This is a genomic window from Nonomuraea sp. NPDC050310 (genome assembly GCF_040655795.1).
GTDB lineage: Bacteria > Actinomycetota > Actinomycetes > Streptosporangiales > Streptosporangiaceae > Nonomuraea.
In genome coordinates this window covers 56,302-78,420 of record NZ_JBFAKP010000012.1, presented here as the reverse complement: position 1 = coordinate 78,420, position 22,119 = coordinate 56,302, and the positions used below count along the sequence as shown (strand labels likewise).

The window sequence follows — 22,119 nt, the reverse complement described above, 5'->3', positions numbered from 1 at the left end:
CGCCGAACCCGTCCGGCCCCGGCCGCGTCGAACAAGGCATGACGACCCTCGCCCCGGGCGACCCGCAACGGCTGGACCGCTACTGGCTGGCCGGCCGCCTCGGCGCGGGTGGCCAGGGCGTGGTCTACGAGGCCTACGACGAGGCCGGCGACCGGGTGGCGATCAAGCTGCTGCACGGCGACGCCAGCCGCACCGCGAAGGAGGTGGAGGCCGCCCGCCGGGTGGCCTCCTTCTGCACGGCCCGCATCATCGAGGCCCGCCTGGACGGGCCGCGCCCGTACATCGTCAGCGAGTTCGTGGACGGCCCGAGCCTGCGCCAGGCGGTGCAGCGGGGCCGCCGCTTCGGCCCCGACGAGCTGCGCCGCCTGGCGACCGGGATCGCCACCGCGCTGGCCGCCATCCACCAGGCCGGCGTGGTGCACCGCGACCTCAAACCGGCCAACGTGCTGCTCGGCCCGGACGGCCCGCGGGTGATCGACTTCGGCATCGCCCGCACCGCCGAGATGTCGCTCACCACCGCGCACGTCATGGCCGGCACCCCGACCTACATGGCGCCCGAGGTCTTCGCCGGCGAGCGCGCCACCGCGGCCTCCGACGTCTTCGCCTGGGGCGCGGTGGTGCTCTTCGCCGCCACCGCCCGCGACCCGTTCGAGGCCGAGAGCCTGGGCGGGGTCATGTACCAGGTGCTCAGCCGCGAGCCGGACACCGGCATGCTGGCCGAGCCGCTGCGCGGGCTGGTGCACGCGGCTCTGGCCAAGGACCCCCGCAGCCGGCCGGACGCCGGCGAGCTGCTGTGGGCGCTGGTCGGCGGCGACGACCTGGCCGGCGGCAGCCGGGCCGCCGCCGGGCTGGCCGCGCCGCGGGTGTCGGAACGGGCGCTGGGCGAGCTGGCCGAGGAGGTCTACGCCGGGCTCGGCCGCCCGGAGCGCGACCTGGTGCCCGAGGTCTTCCTGCGCATGGTCGAGGCCGACGAGGAGGGCGCCGACGCGGTGCGCCGCGTGAGCCGGGAGGAGCTCACCGACGGCCGCCGCGAGGCCGACAGCGTGATCGGCGCCTTCGCCGGAGCCGGGCTGATCACCGAGGGCCAGGACTCGGTCGCCATCGCCCACCCCGCCCTGCTGCGCGCCTGGCCGCAACTGCGGCTGTGGCTGGAGGACGAGCGCGCGGGCCTGGTCGTGCACCGCGGCCTGAGCCGGGCGGCCCGCCAGTGGCACACCGGCGGGCGCCGCGACGGCGACCTCTACCAGGGCTCCGCGCTGGAGGACGCGCTCGGCTGGGCGGCCACCGGCCGCCGGCGCCTGAGCCTCAACCGGGTCGAGACCGAGTTCCTCGGCGCGGCCGCCCGGCTGGCCCGGCGGCGCACCACCCGCCGGCGCGTGGTCTCGGCCTCGCTCGCCCTGCTGCTGGTGGCGGCGCTGGGCGCGGCCGGGTTCGCCGAGTACCAGCGCCGCATCGTGGCCGAGCAACGTGACGAGGCGGTCGCCAAGGACGTCGCCCGGCGGGCCGACAGCCTGCGCGCCACCGACCCCGAACTGGCCATGCGGCTCAGCGTCGCCGCCTGGCGCCTGGCCCCGGTGACCGAGGCCCGCTCGGCGCTCTACCGGGCGCAGACGCAGCCGGAGGTGGCGGTCTTCACCGAACCCGACCTGGCCCACGGCGTGCGGGCGCTGTCGCCGGACGGCCGGGTGCTGGTCTCGGCGGCCGGCCGGCGGGTGCGCGTCTGGGACGTGCCCGGCCGCCGCGCGCTCGGCGACTTCCGCGCCGAGCACCCGGTCGAGCAGGCCGCCGTCGACGCCAAAGGACGGCTGGCGCTGCTGGCCAAGGGCCGCGTCACCCTGCACGACCCGACCGGACGGCAGAGCGGCGGCGCCTTCGACGGCGCGCTCTCGGTCGAGTCGGCCGGACCGCTCCTGGTGCTCAGCATCGGGCAGCCGGGCGCCGCGCCCACCGGCGCCGCCACCTGGGACGGCGAGCACCGCACCGACTGGCCGGGCGTCAGCAGCTGGGACCTGTCGCCCTCGCCGGACGGCTCCCGCCTGGCCGTCGAGCGCGGCCGGGCCGTGGAGATCTGGGACACCGCCCGCCGCGAGCTGCTGCGGCGCGTCGAGACCGGCCAGGACCTGCACGCCTCGGCGCTGTCGCCGCGCGGCGACCTGCTCGCGGTCTCCTTCCGCGGCGAGATCCGCTTCTACGACACCGCCACCGGAGCCCGGCGCGAGGCGCTCACCCTGCACCAGCCGCGCGGCAGCCTCCTGGCCTTCAGCGCCGACGGCCGCCACCTGCTGGTCACCCAGTCCGACTCGCTCGGCCACAGCTTCGAGGCCCTGGCGGTGTGGCGGCTGGGCGAGCTCGCCGGGCGGCCGTGGAAGCTGTCCTTCGGCTACGACTACCCGCACCACGTCCGGCTCGACGGCGCCCGCGCGCGCTACCTGACCACCTCCGGCCAGGTCACCACCATCGACCTGGCGCCGGTCCTCGACCCGCCCGGCGCCGGGAACGGGCCGCTCGACGTCGCCGAGCGCGACGGCCGGCTCGTCGTCACCGAACGGGGCCGGACCCTCGCCGAGTTCCGCGCCTCCACCCCGCAGGCGAGCTTCCGTTACGCGCTGGCCGGCTCGCTGCTGGCCTACGGCGAGGCGGAGGGCAACCGGATCCACCTGTGGGACGCCCGCACCCGCCGCGAGACCGGCGTCCTGGAGGGCCCGGCCGGGGTGGGCGCGTTGCGCTTCAGCCCCGACGGGCGGCTGCTGGCCGCCGACGCGAGCCTGTGGGACGTGCCCGGCCGCAAGCTGCTGCGGACCTTCCCCGGCCTCAGCGACATCGTCGCCCTCGGGCCCGGCGGGCGGGCGCTGGCCAACCGGCTCGACACCGCCTACAACGGCGGCGGCCAGGGCCTGTGGAGCGGCGTCGGCCTCGACACCTCGACCGGCGCGGTCACCGCGCTGCCGCTCGGCTACCTCGGCGGCGCCGCCTTCAGCCCCGACGGGCGCACCGTCGCCGTCGGCGACAACGACGGCCGCCTGCAGTTCCTGGACGCCACCACCTGGCGGCGCACCGGTCCGGTCCTGGGCGGCCATACCGACGACATCGGCCACCTGGTCTTCTCGCCCGACGGCGCCCTGCTCGCCACCACCGGCAACGACCCCGAGCTGCGGCTGTGGGACGTGGCCGGCCGGCGCCTGCTCGGCCTGCCGGTCCAGGGTGCCTCCGGCGCGGTGCGGTTCGCCGGCGGGTGGCTGTACGCCGGGGGCCGTCCGGTCCTGGCCGTCGGCGGCGACCTCGCCGCCCGCGCCGTCTGCGACCGCGCGGGCGGCGGCCTGGGGGAGCGGGAGTGGCGTGACCACCTCCCGGACGTCCCCTACCGCGAGACCTGCCCCGGCGGGGCCGGCCGCTAGAGGTCGATCGAGGTCGCTAGAGGTCGCTGTTGACCAGTGTCGCCAGCACCGAGCGGGCCTGGTGGTCGGCGCCGAGCCGGTTCGGGTGCAGCGGTACGGCCGGCCCCAGCGGATCGGTCGTCACCGGCAGCACGCCCTCCACCCACTTGACGCCCGGCCGCTGGCAGGCGTCGTGCCCGACGCTCCCGCTGTAGGTGTCGACCAGCGTCACCTTCTCCGCCTTCGCCACCCGGCGCAGCATGCGGTTGAGCTCGTCCAGCTTGTCGCCCAGCCAGTCGGCGTCCTGGTCGGTCATCTGCACGTACGGGTAGCAGCCGCCGGTCGCGGGCAGCCCGGCCAGGTAGTCGACGAGCAGGATGCGGGCGTGCGGCGCCCGGGCGCGGATGGCCCGGACGGTCGCGGCCACCTTGGGCCCGGTGCGCCGGATGTTGCGGGACATGGCGTCGCCCTCGGCGGTGACCCACTTGGCCTTGCACGGCGCCCCCAGCGGCGCGGGCAGCACCACCCCGGGCAGCAGCGTCAGCGTCGGCAGGATGTTGATGCAGCTCAGCGCGGCGGCGGCCAGCTTGGCGTCGTTGCCGCCGATGCCCAGCGTCACCAGGTCGGTCCGCGGCGTCAGCCGGTCGAACTGCGCCGCGTTCACCCCGTCGTACAGCCTCGGCACCAGGCGCACCGGCTGCGGCCTGGTCATCTCCTCGGTCGTGGCCCCGCTGCACGTCGCGTCACGGAAGGTGGTCGCGCCGAGCGCCCGCGCCACCTGCTTGGGATAGTTGTAGCTCGCCTGCAGGCAGCCGCTCGGCGCGTGTTCGGTCGAGACGTTGGTCAGGGTCACGTCCGCGCTCCAGGAGTCGCCGAGCGCGACGTACTCCCGGTAGCGGGGGCCGGGCGCGGCCAGCAGCCCGGCGATGAGGATCAGAGGAAGCAGCACACTCCGTATTGTGATCTATACACTGCGTTATTTCAGCTGGTCCACGCGGTGGTGTGCGGGAACATCTGGGTGAGCTCGCGGCTGCGCAGGTCGGCCAGCGCGGCGGCGACCACCGCGACCGCCAGCACCACCATGAGCGCGACCGCCACCGCCTGCCGCAACCGGCTGCGGTGCCGGCGGCGCTGTGCCTCGGCCACCCGGCGGCGCGTGGCGCGGCGCTCGCGCTCGTCGGCCAGCCAGGCGCGCAGGCGGGGCCAGGCGTGCGGGAGCGCGGGGGCCGTGACCTTGACCGTCTCGCCCTCGACCGCCAGCAGGCCGGCCTCGCGGTAGGCGTCGAGGAGCTGGCGGGGGAGCGCGGCGCGCGGGGCCCGCCGGGCGCTGAGGTCGCGGGGCGAGACCAGCCGCAGGAAGGCCCTGGGAGCCTGGCGCTGGACCGCCTCGGGCAGGGCGGCGAACAGCTCCTCGGCCCGCTCGCCCAGCGGCGGCTCGGGCGCGGTGGCCAGCGGGGCCGCCTCGCGCACGCCGCGGTGCAGGTCCCAGCTTCCCAGCAGGGCCAGCAGCAGCTCGCGGGCGGTCGGGCGCTGGGCGGGGGAGCGGGACAGGGAGGCGGCCACCAGGGTGTGCAGGGGTTCGGGGAACTCCAGCTCGCGCGGGATCTCCGGCACGGCGGCCGGGTCGGCGGGCATGGGGTCGCGGCCGGTGGCGGCGTAGATCATCAGCGCGCCCCAGGCGAAGACGTCGGCGGCGGCCTCGGGCGCGCGGCGGCCGGAGGAGGGGAACCACCGCTCGGCCATCGACCCGGCCAGCGTCCCGGCCGCCGGCCCCAGCGTCCACCCCGGCGCCGGCGGCACCGAGCCGTGCCCGCTCTCCCACGCGGACGGCTCGCCTCTACCGGTCTCCCGCCCGAACGGCTCGCCTCTACCGGTCTCCCGCGCGGAGGGGATCCCGCGGCCGGTCCCGGGCTCTCGTCCCGGGCCGTCGCGGCGGGTGCCTCGGGCCGGGCCGTCGTCGGCCAGGTCGAGGCGGGCGCGGGAGGCCCGGGTCTCGGGCGCGGGGTAGGCCGGGACGCCGCCCCCGGCGAAGCCGACCACCCGCGGCCCGGCGGGCCCGAGCACGACGCTGGACGGCTTGAGCGCCCCGTGCGCCAGCCCCGCCTCGTGGATGGCGACCAGCGCGGTGGCGGTGCCGATGGCCAGCCGCCGCAACCGGTCCCCGCCGAAGACCCCGGCCTCGGTCAGGTCCGGGCCGGGCACGAACTCACTCACGGTGAACGGCGGCGTGTGCTCCGGCCGCGCCTCGATCATGCGTGCCGTACAGAATCCGGCCACGGACGTGGCGTCGCCGCCGCCCAGGGTGATCGCCACCCGGCGTCCCTGCTCGTCGTAGCCGTCGAAGACCTCACCCCGGTCGCCCAGCCGTCCCGCCAGCCAGTACTGTCCCAGGCGCGCCGGATCTCCCGCGCGCAGCGCTGTCACCCTCACAAGTGCTTTGTCGCTCCGCGCGGGAGAAAGGTTGTTACTCTGCGTCGATTCCTCCGTGCAACTTGCGGTGCCGCTGGACAAAGGCCTCCAAACTGGCCGGCCGGGCCGCCGCCTGCGCCGTTCTCGCCGTCGCGGCGTCCGGGGCGGGCCGCGTCGCGGGCTTGCTCGGCGTGTACAGCCAGGTCTGGAAGAGCGCGTCGAGCTGGCGGCCGGAGATCTTCTCCGCGAGCGAGACGAACTCCGACGTCTCCCCGTTGCCGTGCCTCTTGGTCTGCGCCCAGGTCCGCAGGATGCTGAAGAAGGTCTGGTCCCCGACCTCGCTGCGCAGCGCCTGCAGCGTCATGCCGCCCCGCCAGTAGACCGAGGCGTAGAACAGGAAGGCGGGCGTCGGGTCGCCGGGCACGCGCGACCAGAAGCGCGGGTGGTCGGCCGGGATGTCGTCGTAGAGGGCGTTGGCCAGCTCGGCGGCGGTGCCGGTGCCCTCCTTCTCCGACCACAGCCACTCGGCGTAGGTGGCGAAGCCCTCGTTCAGCCAGATGTCCTGCCAGCGCTTGAGCGCCACGCTGTCGCCGAACCACTGGTGGGCGTTCTCGTGCACCACGACGCTGAAGTCGGGGCCGGTCTCGAAGAAGACCGAGTCGTAGACCGGCTGCGTCTGGGTCTCCAGCGCGAAGCCGACGTTCTCGTTGACGACCGAGCCGCCCATCGAGGAGAACGGGTAGCGGCCGAACAGGCTCGCCAGCCAGTCGACGATCTCCGGGGTGCGCTCGACGCTGTCCTTGGCGAACTGCTCGCGCGGGCCGAGCGTCGGGTCGTAGGCGGTGGTCACCGGCAGGCCGCCGGAGGACCTGCCGCGCCGTACCTCCAGGTCGCCGATGAACAGCGTGGCCAGGTAGCTGGCCATGGGCTTGTCCATCACCCAGTGCCAGGTGGTCTTGCCGCCGGAGGTGCGCTTTCCGGCCAGGATGCCGTTGCTGATCGCCTCGGTGCCCTCGGGCACGCTGACCGCGATGTCGTAGGTCGCCTTGTCGGCCGGGTGGTCGTTGCTGGGGAACCACCACCAGGCGATCTCCGGCTGGCCCAGCGCGAGCGCCCCGCCGGGCCGGGGGATCCACGGCCGGACCACGCCGGGCACCTCGATCGAGCCGGGCACGCCGGTGTAGCCGACCTCGACGGTGAAGGGCAGGTGCTTCGGCAGCGGCCGGGCGGGAGTGATCTCCAGCTCGTGCGTGCCGCTGCGGGCGAAGCTCGCGCTGCGGCCGTTCACCTTCACCTGCTGCACGTCGAGCAGGAAGTCGAGGTTGAAGCGGGTGAGCGACTGGGTGGCCGTGGCCACGACGGTGGCCTTGCCGGTGAGCCGGTCGGCGCCGGGCTGGTAGTCCAGGCGCAGGCTGTAGTGCTTGGCGTCGTAGCCGCCGTTGCCGTAGTCGGGGAAGTACGCGTCGCCGATGCCGGGGGCGCCCGGCGCCGCGGCGGTCGCGGCGGCGGGTGCTGGGACGAGGGTCAAGCCGAGAGCGGCGGCCAGGGCCGCCCGCCAGAACGAGCGCGTGTGCACGTGCCCTCCTCGTGGGTGTCCGTCGCCCGTGACGGTATGTCAAAGCGCCCGGTGAGGAAAGGCGGCGCGACGGCCGGGACCGGACGGGTCACTCCCGGTGGAACGGCCGGGTCGGCTGCTCCCGCTCCGCCCCCTCGGACCGCGCCCGTTCCCCTGCCTCCGGCCGGTACGGCGGAGCCGCCACCGGCGCCTTCCGCCAGCGCGCCGGGGCCGTCGAGGCCACCACCAGCAGCGCCCCCACCAGGACGATCATCCCCGACCGCGCCGTCGCCAGGTACCCGTTGCGCAGGTCGGTGGGCAAGGCCCGTTCCAGCTCCGCCACCGGCAGCCCGCCCACCAGCACCGAGAGCTGGTGCATCACCCCCACGACCAGCAACGCCAGCCCCGGCACCAGCGAGGCCAGCGGCGAGATCCGCGACCCGGCCAGGATCCCGGCGACGACCGCGGTGGCCAGCAGCGCGCTCAGCCCGATCCACGGGAGGTAGTGCAGCGACCACCCCCTGACCGCCCGGCCCGCCCCGTAGGTCAGCCCGGCGAAGAGCACCGGTGTCAGCAGCAGCCCCGCGATCGCTCCGATCCAATGGCGCATGGCCTCACGCTACTCCCCGGGCGGTCCGGCACGAGGCCCTCATTCCCGCGCCTCGGTGAGCCCGAACGCCGTCCAGCCGAGGTCGGGGAAGCCGGCGGAGTCGGCGGTGGCGGCCGAGGCGTGGTTGCCCGGATCGTGCAGGTAGGTGGGCACCGCGCCCTCGTCCAGCACCCGCCGGGCGGCCTGCGCCACCAGCGTCCGCGCCAGGCCCAAGCCCCTGGCCTGCGGCTCGGTCACCACGGCCAGCTCGTGGCCGTGTTCGTCGTGCCGCTTGACGCCCACGCCGGCCAGGTGCTCGCCGGTGTCCGGGTCGCGGGCTACCAGGACCTCGCCGCCGAACGGGCGCAGCCAGGCCGGTACCCCGTCGCCGTCGGCGGGTACCCAGACGCCGGTGTCGGGCAGTTCGGCGGGCTTGGCGCTCCAGCGGAAGAGCGCGGTGAACCAGCCGCGTCCCGGGAAGCCGACCAGTTCGGGGATCGCGGCGCCGGCTGGCCTGCCGTACTCCCGGGTGACCGCGGCGACGTGCGGCGGCGGGACGGAGAGGACCCCGTCGCCGCCGGGCCGGGCGACACCGAGGACGGGGTGCAGCCGCCCGTCCCAGCCGGGCGCCAGGCGGCGCGGCTCCCCGACGACGGTGATCCCGGCTGCGGGCGGCGGCCACTGCCCGAGCCAGCGGGCCAGGTGTTCCTCGAGACGACGTTCCGGTGTCATATGCATACCTTAGGGGGGTATCAACAGGAAGGCGAACCGGTCAACCGATCGATTGACCCGCGCCTCACCCCCTCGATCCCGCCCAACCCCCCGGACACCCGATGTGACCTGGGCCTTTTCCGCCGAGGGTGGAAGGAGTCCAAGCACAGGAAGGGAGCTGCGCCATGCGGCGAACGATGGTGACACTGGCTCTGGCCGCCGCGGTGGCGGCCGTCCCGGCCGTGGCCGCCCAGGCCGAGGGGCAGGTGAAGGGCGTCGACGCCTCCCGCTACGACGCCACCTTCGACTGGGGCACCCCGGGCGTGGAGTTCGGCTTCGCCAAGGCGAGCGAGGGGGAGCGGGGCACCGACCCGGCCTTCGCCCGGCACTGGCGGGAGATGCGGGGCAACGGCCTGGTCCGCGGGGCCTACCACTACGGCCACCCCGGGACCGACCCGGTCCGCGAGGCCGACCACTTCCTGACGGTGGTGCGGCAGCAGGGCCTGGTCCAGGGCGACCTGCTCGCCCTCGACCTGGAGGTGGCCGACGGCCGCTCGGTCGAGCAGGTGAACGCCTGGGCCAGGCGCTGGCTGGAGCGGGTCGAGCAGCAGACCGGCGTCAAGCCGTTCTTCTACAGCTCGTGGTCCTTCGCCGGCCAGTACGGCGAGGGCCTGGGCGAGTACCCGCTCTGGGTCGCGCACTACGGCAAGTCCAAGGGCGAGGTCGAGCCGCCCCGGCCGTGGAGGGAGTGGGTGGTGCACCAGTACGCCTCGACCGACCACGACTGGAACGTCAGCCGGGTGAGCCCGCAGGAGCTGCGGGCCCTGGGCGTCAAGGCGCCCGCCCCGGTCAGCCCGTAGCCCAGCGCAACGGCAGGTGGTCGAGCCCGAGCAACTGGTAGACGTGCTCGACCACCTCGCCGGACACCTGGTAGTCGGGGATCACCCGATGCCACTCCTCGAGGGCGATGCGCAGCTCGGCGCGGGCCAGGTGCGCGCCCAGGCATCGGTGCACGCCCGCGCCGAAGCCCAGGTGCCGGTTCTTGGCCCGGTCGAGCACCACCTCGGCGGCGTCCGGGAAGGCGCCGGGGTCGCGGTTGGCCATCGTCAGCGGCAGCAGCACCATCTCGCCCGCCCGCATCGGGCAGCCCTCGACCACGGCGTCCCGGGTGAGCTTGCGGCCGGGCAGCACGATCGAGTACGCCCGCACGAACTCCTCGACCGCTGCCGGGATGCGCGCCGGCTCGGCGACGAGCGCCGCCCGTTCGGCGGGATGCTCGCTGAGGTGCCAGAAGGCGAAGGACAGCTGCGCGGTCACCGTGTCGAGCCCGGCCAGGAACAGCAGCAGGCAGAGGGCGAGCAGGTCCTCCTCGGGCACGTCCCAGCCCGCCGCCACGCTCACCAGGTCGTCGCGCGGCTCGGCGCGGCGTTCGCGGATGAGCTCGGCGAAGCACGCGCTCACCTCGCCCATCGCCGCCATCCGCGCCTCGCGCCGGTCCGGCGCCGGCGGCGCGTGCAGGATGGCGTCCTCCCAGGCCAGGAAGGTCTCCAGCCGCTCGACCGGCAGACCCATCAGCTCCAGGAAGATCGTGGTCGGGAAGCGCCGGGCGAAGTCGGGCACGAAGTCGCACTCGCCGCGTCCGGCCAGTTCCCGCACCAGCGCCGCGCACGTGGCCCGGATGTGCGTCTCCATGGCGGCGATCCGGCCGGGCGCGAACAGCGGCCGCAGCCGGCGTCGCCACTCGGTGTGCTCGGGCGGGTCCAGCATCTCGGGGATCCACCGGTAGCGGGGCTCGGGGTCGAAGACGCTGACCGCGGCGTTGCTGAACAGCTCGTGGTCCTGCAACGCGGCCACGATCGCCTCGTAGCGGGTCAGCACCCAGAAGCCGCCGCCGACCTCGGAGCGGAAGGCGCGGTGCTCCTCGCGGATCAGGTCGAGGCGGGGGATGGCCAGCCCGGCCGGCTGCTGCCCGGCGATCGGGGTGAAGGCCGCCGGGTCGCTGGGGAAGGGTAACGACGGGCTCACGGCTTACGCCCCACGCCGCACAGGAACCAGCCCGGCAGCCGGCCGTCCAGGTCGAGCTCGTCGGGATCGGGCCGCCAGTCCTGCAGGTCGGCCAGGCCCGGTTCGAGCAGCTCGAACCCGTCGAACATGCGGCTGATCTGCTCGCGGTCGCGCAACGTCATGGTGGTGCTGGCCCGCCGGTAGACCGCCGCGCCCTGCCGGGCCGACTCGACCTGCTCGCGCGCGCTGATGTGCGAGATCACCAGGTGGCTTCCGGAGGGTACGGCTTCGCGGAGCTCGGCGATCTGGGCGTAGGGGTCGTCCTCCTCGGTGAGGCAGTGCAGCACCGCCACGAGCAGCAGCCCGATCGGCTCGGTGAAATCCAGGAAATTCCGTAACTCCTGATTTTTCAAAATTTCAACTGTGTTGCGAAGGTCGCCGGGCAGCGCCAGCGTATTCGGGGTGGTGGCGAGCAGGGCCCGCGCGTGCGACAGGACCGACGGGTCGTGGTCGAGGTAGGCCACCCGCGCCTCGGGCGCGATCTCGTGCACATTGCCCTGGGTGGGCAGACCGGCTCCGATGTCCACGAACTGGCGGATCCCGGCGCTGGTCAGGTGGCGTACGGCCCGCCGCAGGAAGGCCCGGTTGGCACGGGCGAGGGCGGGGGTCTGCGGCGCCACCTGGAGGACCTGCTCGGCCGCCTCCCGGTCGACCGCGAAGTGGTCCTTGCCCCCGAGGTAATAGTCATACATCCGCGCGACATTAGGCGTATCAGGGTCAAATCCCGACACGTCTCCCCCTTATCTCCACTAACACCGGATAGCGCGATAAAAGATGATTCGTGTCACTATCTCATGGTGAATGGCCGCCGGCGGCGGGATTTCAGGCGCGGGCCGAACTCTGCAGATCCAGCCGGCGCAGCACCTGGTCGGCCGCCTTCGGATCCACCCCGGGCTCGCGCCGGGCCCGCAGGATCTCCGCCCGCGCCGCCATGACCATCTGGTCCTCGACCTGCCGGTAGAGCTTGACCTGCCGCACCCGCTCCCGCAGCACCTGCTGGTAGTCGTCGGAGCCGGGCTCGTCGCCGAGCTGGACCAGCATCGAGCGGTGCCGCTCGCGCAACCGCTCGACCACCTCGTCCGGCAGTTCCTCACCCTCGGCCAGCTCGTTCAGCCGGCCCAGCGCCGCCCGCCCGGCGCGGATCGCCAGCGGCCTCGTCGCCGCCAGCTCGGCGTCCGCGTCCGCCTGCACGCCCAGCGCCCTGACCAGCGGCGGCAACGTCAAGCCGGGCAGCACCAGCGTCACCGCGATCACCGCGAAGGCGGCCAGCAGCAGCTCGCCCCGGGCGGGCGTGTCCAGCGGCAGGGCCAGCGCCAGCGCCAGCGTCGCCAGGCCGCGCATGCCGCAGTAGGCCAGGACGAGGTCCTCGCGCCAGTTGGCCGGCACCAGGTCGGGGTCGCCGGAGCGCCTGGCCATCGGCCCGGACACCGCCATCCACGCGAACCGCACCCCGACGATCACCACGCAGATCGCCGCCGCGTGCCAGGCCGCGACCTTGAGGTCCACGCCCGCCTCCAGCACCGCGCGCAGCTCCAGCCCGATCAGGCCGAAGGCCAGGCCGGTGATGAGCAGCTCCAGCGTGTCCCAGAAGGCGCCGCCGTACAGCCGGTCCTTGACGCCGGCGTCCTGGTCGGTGGAGCGGCCGAGGGTGAGGCCGGCGGCCAGCACGGCGAGCACGCCGGAGGCGCCGATCGCGTCGGCCGCCAGGTAGGTGGCGAACGGCACGACCAGGGTGAGCGCGTTGCGCGCGGTTTCCTCGGCGATGCGCGCCAGCAGCCAGCGGGCCAGCCACGCGGCGCCCAGGCCGAGCAGCACCGCCGCCCCGGCCTCGTAGCAGAAGTCGAGCACCGCGACCGGCACCGAGTAGGTGCCGCTGAGCATGGCCTGGACCGCCACGCCGTACACCACCAGGGCGGTGGCGTCGTTGCACAGCCCCTCGCTCTGCAGGGTGGTGACCAGGCGGCGGGGCAGGCGCAGCGGCTCGGCGACCGCCTCGGCGGCGACCGGGTCGGGCGGCGCGGTGAGCGCGCCGAAGGCGATGGCGGCCGCGGCGGTGACGCCGGGGATGACCAGCCAGGTGGTCCAGGCGACCGCCGCGACGGTGACCAGCACCAGCACCAGCGCCATCCAGACGACCGTGCGGCGGTGCGCCAGGATCATCCCCCACGAGCTGCGCTGCGCCGCGGCGAAGATCAGCGGCGGCAGGAAGATCGGCAGGATCAGCTCGGGATCGATGCGCACGTCGGGCACGCCGGGCATCAGCGCCAGCGCCACGCCCAGCAGGAGCACCAGCACCGGGTACGGCCGGCGGACGCGCTCGCCGACCGCGACGAGCAGGGCGGTGGCGAGCATGAGGCCGAGGACCACCGCGAGCTGCCCGAGCACCCGCCCATCCTCCCACCTGCGGCTTCTCCGCCCCTGGCAAGACACCATCGAAGTTTTCGATGCTCAGCCCGTGAAGCACTCACGAACGTTGGGAGGACGAACGGAATTCGCCAGCATTCGTCCACACCCCACCCCCTCTGACCTCCCCGAAGGAGAGCCGATGCGCAGACTCCTGGCCGCCGGCGCCCTCGCCGCCTGCACGGTCCTGGCGGGCGCGCCAGCCTCGGCGGCCCCGGCCGACACCACTCTCAGGGTGCTCATGGACGGCTCCGGCGTGGACACGCTCAACCCGTTCCTGGCCTACTACGACGGCGCGCTGGAGATCTTCGGCTCGATCTACCCCACGCTGAACTCCCTGGAGCCGGACGGCACCCCCGGCCCCTACCTGGCCACCGAGTGGAGCACCTCCGAGGACAAGCTGACCTGGACCTTCAAGCTCCGCCAGGGGCTCAAGTGGAGCGACGGGCAGCCGATCACCGCCGAGGACGCCGCCTGGACGCTCAACCTGATCATGAAGGACGAGGTCGCGGCCACCGCCAACGGCTCCCTGGTCAGCAACTTCGCCGAGGTCACCGCCCCCGACCCGGCCACCCTGGTGATCAAGACCAAGGAACCGCAGTCGAACGTGCTCTACGTGAGCATCCCCAAGCGCGGCATCCCGATCGTGCCCAAGCACGTCTGGGAGGGCAAGACGATCAAGACGGAGAAGAACGACGCCTTCCCCGTCGTCGGCTACGGCCCCTGGACCCTCACCGAGTACAAGCCCGAGCAGTACGCCCGCTACAGCGCCAACAAGGAGTTCGTGCTCGGCGGCCCCAAGTTCGACAAGATGATCCAGCAGGTCTTCAAGGCCAGCGACTCCGCCGTCGCCGCGCTGCGCAGCGGCCAGCTCGACTTCGTCGAAGGCGTCAACGCCACCCAGTTCAAGGCCCTGCAGGGCCAGCCCGGCCTGCTCACCGCGCAGACCGCGGGCAACGGCTGGTACGGCCTGGAGATCAACCACAACGCGCGCACCCGCACCGGCAAGAAGATCGGCACCGGCCACCCCGCGCTCGGCGACCCGGTCGTGCGCAAGGCGATCGCGCTGGCCACCGACAAGAAGACCCTCGTCGACAAGGTCCTGGACGGCCTCGGCACCGTCGGCCAGGGCTACCTGCCGCCGGCGTGGCCGCAGTGGAACTGGACGCCGCCCCAGGTCACCCCGTACGACCCGGCCGAGGCCAACCGCATCCTGGAGGAGGCGGGCTACAAGAAGGGCGCCGACGGCGTCCGCGTCGACCCCAAGAGCGGCAAGCCGCTGGCCTTCCGCTTCGGCATCCACTCCGACGACTCCGCCGACGCGGCGATCTCGACCTACCTGGCCGGCTGGCTCAAGGAGATCGGCATCAAGGCCACCATCCAGTCGCTCAGCTTCAGCGCGCTCAACAGCGACCTGGCCAAGGGCGACTGGGACCTTCTCATGGACGCCTGGTCCACCGGACCCGACCCGACCTACCTGCTCGGCATCCAGACCTGCGCCGTGCTGCCCAAGGACGACGGCAGCGCGGGCAACACCGACTCCTTCTTCTGCGACAAGGCCTACGACGAGCTGTTCGCCAAGCAGCGCACCGCCTTCGACCCCGCCGAGCGGGCCAAGATCGTGGGCGACATGCAGCAGATCCTCTACGACGCCAACGTCAACCAGATCTACTACTACGCCAACCGGCTGCTGGTCGCCCGGACCGACACCGTCACCGGCGTCATCGAGGGCAAGCCCGACGCCAACGGGCTCTACCCGGTGCAGTCGTCGTTCTGGAGCTACCTCAAGGCCGCGCCGCCCGCGGCCGCCCAGCCCGGCTCCGCCGCCGCCTCCGCCTCGGGCGGGAGCAGCGGGCTGTGGTGGGGGCTCGGCGCCGCCGTCCTCCTCCTGGCCGGCGGCGGCGTGATCGTCGCCCGCCGCCGTACGGCAGGCGACCGTGAGTGAACCCGGCCCGGCCGCCCCGGTGACCCTCGCCACCCCCGCCACCCCCGCCACCCCCGCCAATGGGGTGGCCGGGGGGTCGAAGCGCAGCGCCGGCCTGCCGGGCTACCTGGCCGGCCGGCTGGTGGCCGCCGCGGTGAGCTTCCTGGTCACCCTGGTCATCGGCTTCGTCATCTTCAACCTGATGCCCGCCGACCCGGTCCGGACCCTCACCCGGGGCCGCCCCACCAGCGAGGCCCAGCTCGAACAGCTCCGGCTGCAGCTCGGCCTGGACGACCCGGTCTGGATGCGCTTCCTGAGCTTCCTCAAGGACACCCTCACCGGCGAGCTCGGCTACTCCTGGCAGTTCCAGCAGCCGGTCGCCAGCCTGGTCGGCGAGCGCCTGGGCCCCACCCTGCTCCTCATGGGCACCGCCGCCGCGGTCTCCATCGTGCTGGGCCTGTGGCTGGGCGTGCACAGCGGCTGGCGGCACGGCGGCGCCCTCGACCGGGTGGCCTCGGCCGCCTCGCTCACCCTGTGGTCGGTCCCGACGTTCTGGCTCGGCATGATCCTGCTCGTGCTCTGCATCGGGATCTTCCCGGCCGGCGGCATGAGCGACCCGGCCCTGAACGCCACCGGCTTCGACTACGTGATCGACGTGGCCAACCACCTGGTGCTGCCCTGCCTCACCATGGTCCTGGTGGTCTTCGCCCAGTACGTGACCATCATGCGCTCGTCGATCATCGACGAGCTCGGCTCGCCGTACCTGCTGACCGCCCGCGCCAAGGGCCTGACCGACGCGGAGGTGCGGCGCCGCCACGCCGTCCCCAACGCGCTGCTCCCCAGCGTCACCGTGATCTTCATGCACCTCGGCACCCTGGTCAGCGGCGCGATCACCGTCGAGGCGGTCTACTCCTGGCCGGGCCTGGGCCACCTGACCTACGAGGCACTCAAGATCCCCGACCTGCCCCTGCTGCAGGGCACCTTCATCGTCTTCAGCGCGAGTGTGATCATCATGAACCTGCTGGCGGACCTGGTCTACCGGCTGCTCGACCCCCGGGTGCGGGCGGCATGAGGGCCCTGCTGAAGCGGCCCGCCGGGCTCGCCGGCCTGGCCGTGCTCGCCGTCCTCGGCCTGCTGGCCCTCGCCGCGCCGCTGTTCATCGGCCCCGACCAGCTCGACGTCACCCGGGTGGACGGCCCGCGCCTGTCGCCGCCCGTCGACGGCTACCCGCTGGGCACCGACCAGGCGGGCCGCTCGATCCTGCTGCTGACCATCTGGGGCGCGCGCGAGTCGCTGGCCATCGGCCTGATCGCCACCGTGCTCACCGTGCTGCTGGGCAGCGCGGTCGGCCTGCTGGCCGGGCACTACCCGGGCCGGGTCGGCAACGCGCTCATGCACGTCACCGACTGGTTCATCGCGCTGCCCAGCCTGCCGCTGGCGATCTCGCTGTCGGCGGTGCTCGGCCAGGGCGCGGCCTCCATCACCATCGCCATCGCGGTCACCTCGTGGACGGCGACCGCCCGCCTGGTGCGCGCCCAGACGCTCGCCGTCGAGGCCCGGCCGTTCGTCGAGCGGGCCAGGGCGCTGGGCGCGGGCAACGCGCAGATCATGCTGCGCCAGGTGCTGCCGAACGTGCTGCCGCTGATCCTGGTCTCCAGCACGCTCACCGTCGCCTCGGCGATCCTCAGCGAGGCCACCCTGACCTTCCTCGGCCTCGGCGACCCGACCAGCGTGACCTGGGGCGCGATGTTGCAGATGGCCTTCTCCGGCGGCGCGGTCACCGCGGGCGCCTGGTGGTACCTGCTGCCGCCCGGCATCGCCATCCTGCTGGTGGTGCTGGGCTTCACGCTCACCGGACGCGCCGTCGAGCACGTCCTCAACCCGCGGATGGTCTCATGAGCCCGCTGCTGGAGGTCAGAGACCTCACGGTCACCTACCGGCCGGACGTGCGCGCGGTGCGCGGGGTCGGCTTCACCCTCGACGCCGGCCAGACGCTCGGCGTGGCGGGGGAGTCCGGCTCGGGCAAGTCCACCATGGCGCTCGGCCTGCTGCGGCTGCTCGCGCCCGGCGCGCGGGTCACCGGCGAGGTGCGCTACCGCGGCGAGGACCTGCTGACCGCCCGCTGGTCGCGGCTGCGCGCGGTGCGCTGGGCCGGGGCCTCGGTGGTCTTCCAGGGCGCGATGAGCGCGCTCAACCCGGTCCGAGCCATCGGCGAGCAGATCGCCGAGCCGATCCTGCTGCACGAGCGGGTCTCGCGCCGCGAGGCCCGCAAGCGGGCCGCCGAGCTGCTGGACAAGGTCGGCGTCCCGGCGGCCCGCGCGGGGGACTTCCCGCACGAGTTCTCCGGCGGCCAGCGCCAGCGCGTGATGATCGCCATGGCGCTCGCCTGCCGCCCCGAGCTGATCATCGCCGACGAGCCGACCACCGCGCTCGACGCCGTGGTCCAGGCTCAGGTGCTGGAGCTGCTGTCGGAACTGGTGCGCGACGCCGGCATCGCGGTCATCATGATCAGCCACGACCTGTCGGTGCTGGCCGGGACCTGCGACCGGCTGGCGGTCATGTACGCCGGGCGGCTGGTCGAGATCGGGCCGTCCAAGCGCCTGGTCGGGCAGGCCGCGCACCCCTACACCGAGGCGTTGTGCCGGGCCTTCCCGGTCATCGGGGACCCCGCCTCGCGCTACGCCCCGGCGGGGCTGCCCGGCGATCCGCCCCGGCTGACCGAGCAGTTGCCCGGGTGCGCCTTCGCGCCGCGCTGCCCGCACGCGGGGGACGCCTGCCGTACCGAACCCGTCTCCCTCCGGCCCGCGGGGCCGGACCACCTGGCCGCCTGCCTGCGCGTGCCGGAAGGAGAGCCCGCATGAGCGCCGAGGTGGACACGCCCGCGACGGCGGCGCCCGAGGGGGCGGCGCCGGTCCTGGAGGCCCGCGCGCTGGAGGTCGCCTACCCGGCGCGGCGGCGCGGGCAGCAGGGATTCCAGGCGCTGCGCGGCGTGGACCTGCACGTCGCGCCCGGCGAGATCGTCGCGCTGATCGGCGAGTCGGGCTCGGGCAAGTCGACCCTGGCCCGCGCCCTGGTCGGCCTGGTCAAGCCCACGGCCGGGCAGGTCCTGGCCGAGGGCGCCCCGCTGGACTACCGAGCCCTGCGGGCCCACCGCCGCCGCGTCCAGCTCGTGCTCCAGGACCCGTACGGCGCGCTCAACCCGCGGCAGAACGTCTTCGACGCGGTCGCCGAAGGCCCCCGGCTGCACGGGATGAAGGACGACCTCCCGGGACGCGTCCACGAGGCCCTGGCCAAGGCCGGCCTCCGCCCGCCCGCCGAGTTCGTCCGCCGCTTCCCCCACGAGCTGTCCGGCGGCCAGCTCCAGCGCGTCGTCATCGCCGGCGCGCTCGCCCTCGAACCCGCCGTGCTGGTCGCCGACGAGCCCGTGGCCTCCCTCGACGCCTCCGTGCGCGGTGAGATCCTCAAGCTCATCCTCGACCTGCGCCACAGCCTCGGCCTGTCCGCCCTGGTCGTCAGCCACGACCTCGGCCTGGCCTGGAACATCGCCGACCGCGTCGCGGTCATGCGCGAGGGCCGGATCGTCGAGACCGGCCCCGTGGAGCAGGTCCTGCTCCAGCCCGCCCACGACTACACCCGCCTGCTCCTGCGGAGGAACCACTAGATGACCGTCTACCGCCGCCCCCGTGCCCTGCGTGAGGGCGACCGCGTCGCCGTGCTGGCCGCCAGCAGCCCGGTCAACCAGGTCCAGCTCGACCTCGGCCTGCGCGCGCTGGAGGAGATCGGCCTCAAGCCGGACACCTTCACCTCCGCCCGCGACACCGGCAGCGACTTCGACTACCTGGCCGGCGACGACGCCCTGCGCGCCACCGACCTCACCCGGGCGCTGTCCGACCCCGCCTACGCCGGGGTCTTCCTGGCCGGCGGCGGGTACGGCATGCAGCGCACCCTGGAGCGAGTCGACTGGACCCGCATCGACCCGCTCCAGCCCAAGGTGGTCGTCGGCTACTCCGACGTCACCGCGCTGCTGGAGGCGATCGCGGTGAAGCTCGGCTGGGTCTCCTTCTTCGGCCCGATGGTCGCCTGCAACGGCTTCTACCAGGGGCCGGGCCGCTACGACTTCGACTTCCTCACCAACCTGCTGTTCAAGCCGGAGACCGTCACCGGCCTGACCTTCCTCGACGGCCAGGCCGTCGTGCCCGGCGTCGCCGAAGGCATCACCCTGGGCGGCACCGCGACCCTGCTGGCCGCCTCGCTCGGCACCGACACCAGCCTGCCCGCGCGCGGCGCGATCCTGTTCCTGGAGGACGTCGACGAGGAGCTCTTCCGGCTCGACCGCATCATCACCCAGCTCCGCCGCTCGATCTACACCGACGGCGTCGCCGGCATCATCCTGGGCACCTTCACCGACTGCGGCGAGCCGCGCGAGGTCGAGCGCATGCTGGTCGACCGGCTCAGCGACCTCGGCGTGCCGGTCCTGGCCGGCGCGGACATCGGTCACGGCATCGCCCAGCAGACCTACCCGATCGGCGTGCGCGCCCGGCTCGACGCCGGCGCGGGCACCCTCACCTTCCTGGAGCCGGTGCTCGCATGACCTATGACCTGCTGCTGCGCGGGGGGCAGCTGGCGGACGGCACCGGCGCGCCCCTGCGCGCCGCCGACCTGGCCGCCTCCTCCGGCAGGCTCACCCTCCTCCCGCCCGGCGCGCCCGCCACCGCCCGCGCCGAGGTCGACGTCACCGGCTCGGTCGTCGCGCCGGGCTTCATCGACGTGCACACCCACTCCGACGGCACGGCCCTGCTCGGGCCGCTGACCGACCTGGCCCTGGCCGCGGTACGGCAGGGCGTCACCGTGGAGATCTGCGGCAACTGCGGCTCCAGCATGTTCCCCGCCGGGCCCGGACGCACCGACGACCGGGCCGCGATCTTCACCGGCTTCCCCGCCTTCGCCGAGGCCCACGAGCGGGCCGGACGGGCCAACCACCTGGCCGCGCTCGCCGGGCACGGCACCCTGCGCGCCGCGGTCATCGGCGAGGCCGACCGCCCCGCCACCCCCGCCGAACTGGCCGCGATGGCCGACCGGCTCGACGCCGACCTGCGCGCGGGGGCGGCGGGGCTGTCCACCGGGCTCATCTACACCCCCGGCACCTACGCCGGCACCGACGAGGTCGTCGCCCTGGCCGCGGTCGCCGCCCGGCACGGCAAGCCGTACGTCACCCACCTGCGCGACGAGATGGCCCGCGTGGAGGAGGCCCTGGAGGAGGCGGTCGAGATCGCCCGGCGCAGCGGCGCCGCGCTGCACGTCTCCCACCACAAGACCGCCGGCAAGCACGCCTGGGGACGCACCGAGCGGACCCTGGCCCGGCTCGACGAGCTGCGCGCCGCCGGGCTCGACGTGACCTGCGACGTCTACCCCTACACCGCCGGCAGCACCTCGCTGTCGGCCATGCTGCCGCCCTGGGCCAACGACGGCGGATCCGAGGCGCTCGCCGCCCGCCTGGCCGACCCCGCCCAGCGCGAGCTCATGCGCCGGGCCATCGCCGACGGCGTGCCCGGCTGGGAGAACACCGTCGGCAACGGCGGCTGGGACCGCATCTCCATCGCCTGCGCCGAGCACCGGCCCGCCGACGAGGGCCGCGTCATCGCCGACCTGGCCGCCGACCGCGGGCTCGACCCCCTCGACCTGGTCGCCGAGCTGCTGGCCGGGGGCGAGGTGACCATCATCAGCCACTCCATGGTCGAGGAGGACGTCCAGCGGGTGCTGGGCCGGCCGTACACGATGATCGGCTCCGACGGGGTGCCCAAGCCGGGGCGGCCGCATCCGCGCTGGGCCGGGACCTTTCCCCGCGTCCTCGGCCACTACGGCCGCGACCTCGGCCTGCTCGGGGTGGCGGAGGCGGTGCGCCGGATGACCGGGCTGGCCGCCGAACGCTTCGGGCTGCGCGACCGCGGGGTGCTGCGCGACGGGGCGCACGCCGACCTGGTCGTCTTCGACCCGGCCGCCGTCGCCGACCGCGCCACCTACGCCGAACCCCTCCTGCCGCCGGCCGGGATCGCCCTGGTGGCGGTCGCGGGTGAGATCGTCGTCCGTGACGGCGCGCCCACCGGGGCCCTGCCGGGAAAGGTGCTCCGCGTATGACCACCCCCCACCCCGACCTCTCCCCAGCCCCCCACCCGGGCGCCCACCTGGACCCTGGATCCGAGCCTGGCTCGTGGTTCGGTGGACTGGCCGCGGAACTCGGGGCGCTGGCCGCCGCCTGTCCCGGGACGCTCGCCGTCGCCGTGGACGGCGGCCCCGGCGTCAACGGCGACCTCGAACTCCCCCTGGCCAGCACCGGCAAGCTCCTGCTCCTCGCCGAGACCGCCATGGGACTCGACGCCGGCGCCCTGGCCCCCGACGAGCCCGTGGACCTGCTGGACGAGGACTACTGCCCCGGCTCCGGCCTGCTCACCGGCCTGTCCCAGCGCCGCTGGACCGTGGCCGACCTCGCCCTGCTCACCGCCGCAGTCAGCGACAACACCGCCACCAACGCGCTCCTGCGGCGCATCGGCCTGGCCCGGGTGAACGCCGGGGCCGCCGCGCTGGGGCTGGCCCGCACCCGGCTGCTCGACCGCATCCGCGAGCCGCGGCTGCCCGAGCACCCGCCCGCCTTCGCCCTGGGCACCGCGGCCGAACTGGCCCGTCTGGCCGCCCTCGCCGCCGGGGACGCGCCCTGGGCGCGGATCATGCTCGGCTGGATGGCGGCCAACACCGACCGCGGCCTGGCCGCCGCCCTCGTCCCGCACGACCCCGAGGCGCGGGCCGCGGTGCCGGGGGAGGTGTGGGTGGCCAACAAGACCGGCACCGACGTCGGCACCCGGGCCGACGTCGGCGTCTTCACCGGCCGCCGCCGGGTCGCCTACGCCGTGCTCGCCTCCGGCCCGCCCGGCTCCGAACCCGCCCTCGTCGACTCCGTACGGCAGGCCGGCCTCCTCATCTCCCACCTAGCCACATGACCCACTGACCGGGCCCGCCTGCCGTACCCCCCGAAGAACCCCAGCCCGAGCACCCGCCCGCCCCCTCCAGAGGACCCCAGCCCGGGCGGCCCGCCCCT

The 22,119-nt window shown here is 74.4% G+C and carries 17 protein-coding genes and 1 pseudogene; 10 read left to right on the top strand and 8 right to left on the bottom strand.

Features of this window, described 5'->3' with window-relative positions:
- Positions 1-38 precede the first annotated feature (38 nt).
- Positions 39-3,395, top strand: coding sequence for a serine/threonine-protein kinase (locus tag AB0I67_RS25925; RefSeq protein ID WP_357928072.1), 3,357 nt, complete (start codon positions 39-41; stop codon positions 3,393-3,395).
- Between the two features lie 16 nt (positions 3,396-3,411).
- On the opposite strand, the gene AB0I67_RS25920 is transcribed toward AB0I67_RS25925, so the two are convergent.
- The 5 genes from AB0I67_RS25920 to AB0I67_RS25900 all read right to left on the bottom strand — a co-directional run bounded on the left by AB0I67_RS25920 (position 3,412) and on the right by AB0I67_RS25900 (position 8,659).
- Complete coding sequence (locus tag AB0I67_RS25920; RefSeq protein WP_357928070.1) at positions 3,412-4,323, bottom strand: SGNH/GDSL hydrolase family protein; 912 nt, start codon at positions 4,321-4,323, stop codon at positions 3,412-3,414.
- 32 nt (positions 4,324-4,355) lie between these two features.
- On the bottom strand, positions 4,356-5,798 hold the full coding sequence (locus AB0I67_RS25915; protein WP_357928068.1) for a hypothetical protein: 1,443 nt from the start codon (positions 5,796-5,798) through the stop codon (positions 4,356-4,358).
- Positions 5,799-5,838: 40 nt separating this feature from the next.
- On the bottom strand, positions 5,839-7,359 hold the full coding sequence (locus tag AB0I67_RS25910) for a M1 family metallopeptidase (RefSeq protein ID WP_357928066.1): 1,521 nt from the start codon (positions 7,357-7,359) through the stop codon (positions 5,839-5,841).
- Positions 7,360-7,447: 88 nt separating this feature from the next.
- The gene (locus tag AB0I67_RS25905) at positions 7,448-7,948 is read right to left on the bottom strand and encodes a hypothetical protein (RefSeq protein WP_357928064.1); all 501 of its coding nucleotides are present in this window, start codon (positions 7,946-7,948) and stop codon (positions 7,448-7,450) included.
- Between the two features lie 39 nt (positions 7,949-7,987).
- A complete protein-coding gene (locus AB0I67_RS25900; protein WP_357928062.1) occupies positions 7,988-8,659 on the bottom strand; it encodes a GNAT family N-acetyltransferase in 672 nt (223 codons plus the stop codon).
- A 164-nt stretch (positions 8,660-8,823) separates the two neighbouring features.
- On the opposite strand from AB0I67_RS25900, the gene AB0I67_RS25895 reads away from it, so the two are divergent.
- Entirely contained in the window at positions 8,824-9,498 is a 675-nt protein-coding gene (locus AB0I67_RS25895; protein WP_357928060.1) for a glycoside hydrolase family 25 protein, read from the top strand.
- Here AB0I67_RS25895 and AB0I67_RS25890 read toward each other — a convergent pair.
- From AB0I67_RS25890 to AB0I67_RS25880, 3 genes are all read right to left on the bottom strand, one after another.
- Positions 9,488-10,663 carry a cytochrome P450 gene (locus AB0I67_RS25890; RefSeq protein ID WP_357928058.1) on the bottom strand — a complete coding sequence of 392 codons (1,176 nt, stop codon included), beginning with the start codon at positions 10,661-10,663 and terminating at the stop codon, positions 9,488-9,490. The two genes, AB0I67_RS25895 and AB0I67_RS25890, sit on opposite strands and share 11 nt — an antisense overlap.
- Entirely contained in the window at positions 10,660-11,394 is a 735-nt protein-coding gene (locus AB0I67_RS25885) for an SAM-dependent methyltransferase (protein ID WP_357928056.1), read from the bottom strand. The genes AB0I67_RS25890 and AB0I67_RS25885 overlap by 4 nt, the downstream gene beginning before the upstream one ends.
- Before the next feature lie 130 nt (positions 11,395-11,524).
- Complete coding sequence (locus AB0I67_RS25880) at positions 11,525-13,087, bottom strand: sodium:proton antiporter (protein ID WP_357928054.1); 1,563 nt, start codon at positions 13,085-13,087, stop codon at positions 11,525-11,527.
- Positions 13,088-13,247: 160 nt separating this feature from the next.
- Here AB0I67_RS25880 and AB0I67_RS25875 point away from each other — a divergent pair, with 160 nt between their 5' ends.
- From AB0I67_RS25875 to AB0I67_RS25840, 8 genes and pseudogenes are all read left to right on the top strand, one after another.
- Complete coding sequence (locus AB0I67_RS25875) at positions 13,248-15,050, top strand: peptide ABC transporter substrate-binding protein (protein WP_357928053.1); 1,803 nt, start codon at positions 13,248-13,250, stop codon at positions 15,048-15,050.
- Complete coding sequence (locus tag AB0I67_RS25870; RefSeq protein WP_357928051.1) at positions 15,043-16,101, top strand: ABC transporter permease; 1,059 nt, start codon at positions 15,043-15,045, stop codon at positions 16,099-16,101. The genes AB0I67_RS25875 and AB0I67_RS25870 overlap by 8 nt, the downstream gene beginning before the upstream one ends.
- Positions 16,098-16,928, top strand: coding sequence for an ABC transporter permease (locus tag AB0I67_RS25865; RefSeq protein ID WP_357928049.1), 831 nt, complete (start codon positions 16,098-16,100; stop codon positions 16,926-16,928). The genes AB0I67_RS25870 and AB0I67_RS25865 overlap by 4 nt, the downstream gene beginning before the upstream one ends.
- Complete coding sequence (locus AB0I67_RS25860) at positions 16,925-17,890, top strand: ABC transporter ATP-binding protein (protein ID WP_357928048.1); 966 nt, start codon at positions 16,925-16,927, stop codon at positions 17,888-17,890. Before AB0I67_RS25865 ends, AB0I67_RS25860 begins: the two co-directional genes overlap by 4 nt.
- Positions 17,887-18,675, top strand: a pseudogene (locus AB0I67_RS25855) (ABC transporter ATP-binding protein); the annotation flags it as partial. The gene AB0I67_RS25860 and the pseudogene AB0I67_RS25855, both read left to right, overlap by 4 nt.
- Before the next feature lie 15 nt (positions 18,676-18,690).
- On the top strand, positions 18,691-19,620 hold the full coding sequence (locus AB0I67_RS25850) for an LD-carboxypeptidase (protein WP_357928046.1): 930 nt from the start codon (positions 18,691-18,693) through the stop codon (positions 19,618-19,620).
- A complete protein-coding gene (locus tag AB0I67_RS25845; RefSeq protein WP_357928044.1) occupies positions 19,617-21,164 on the top strand; it encodes a D-aminoacylase in 1,548 nt (515 codons plus the stop codon). Before AB0I67_RS25850 ends, AB0I67_RS25845 begins: the two co-directional genes overlap by 4 nt.
- Complete coding sequence (locus AB0I67_RS25840) at positions 21,161-22,021, top strand: serine hydrolase (protein WP_357928043.1); 861 nt, start codon at positions 21,161-21,163, stop codon at positions 22,019-22,021. Before AB0I67_RS25845 ends, AB0I67_RS25840 begins: the two co-directional genes overlap by 4 nt.
- Positions 22,022-22,119 lie beyond the last annotated feature (98 nt).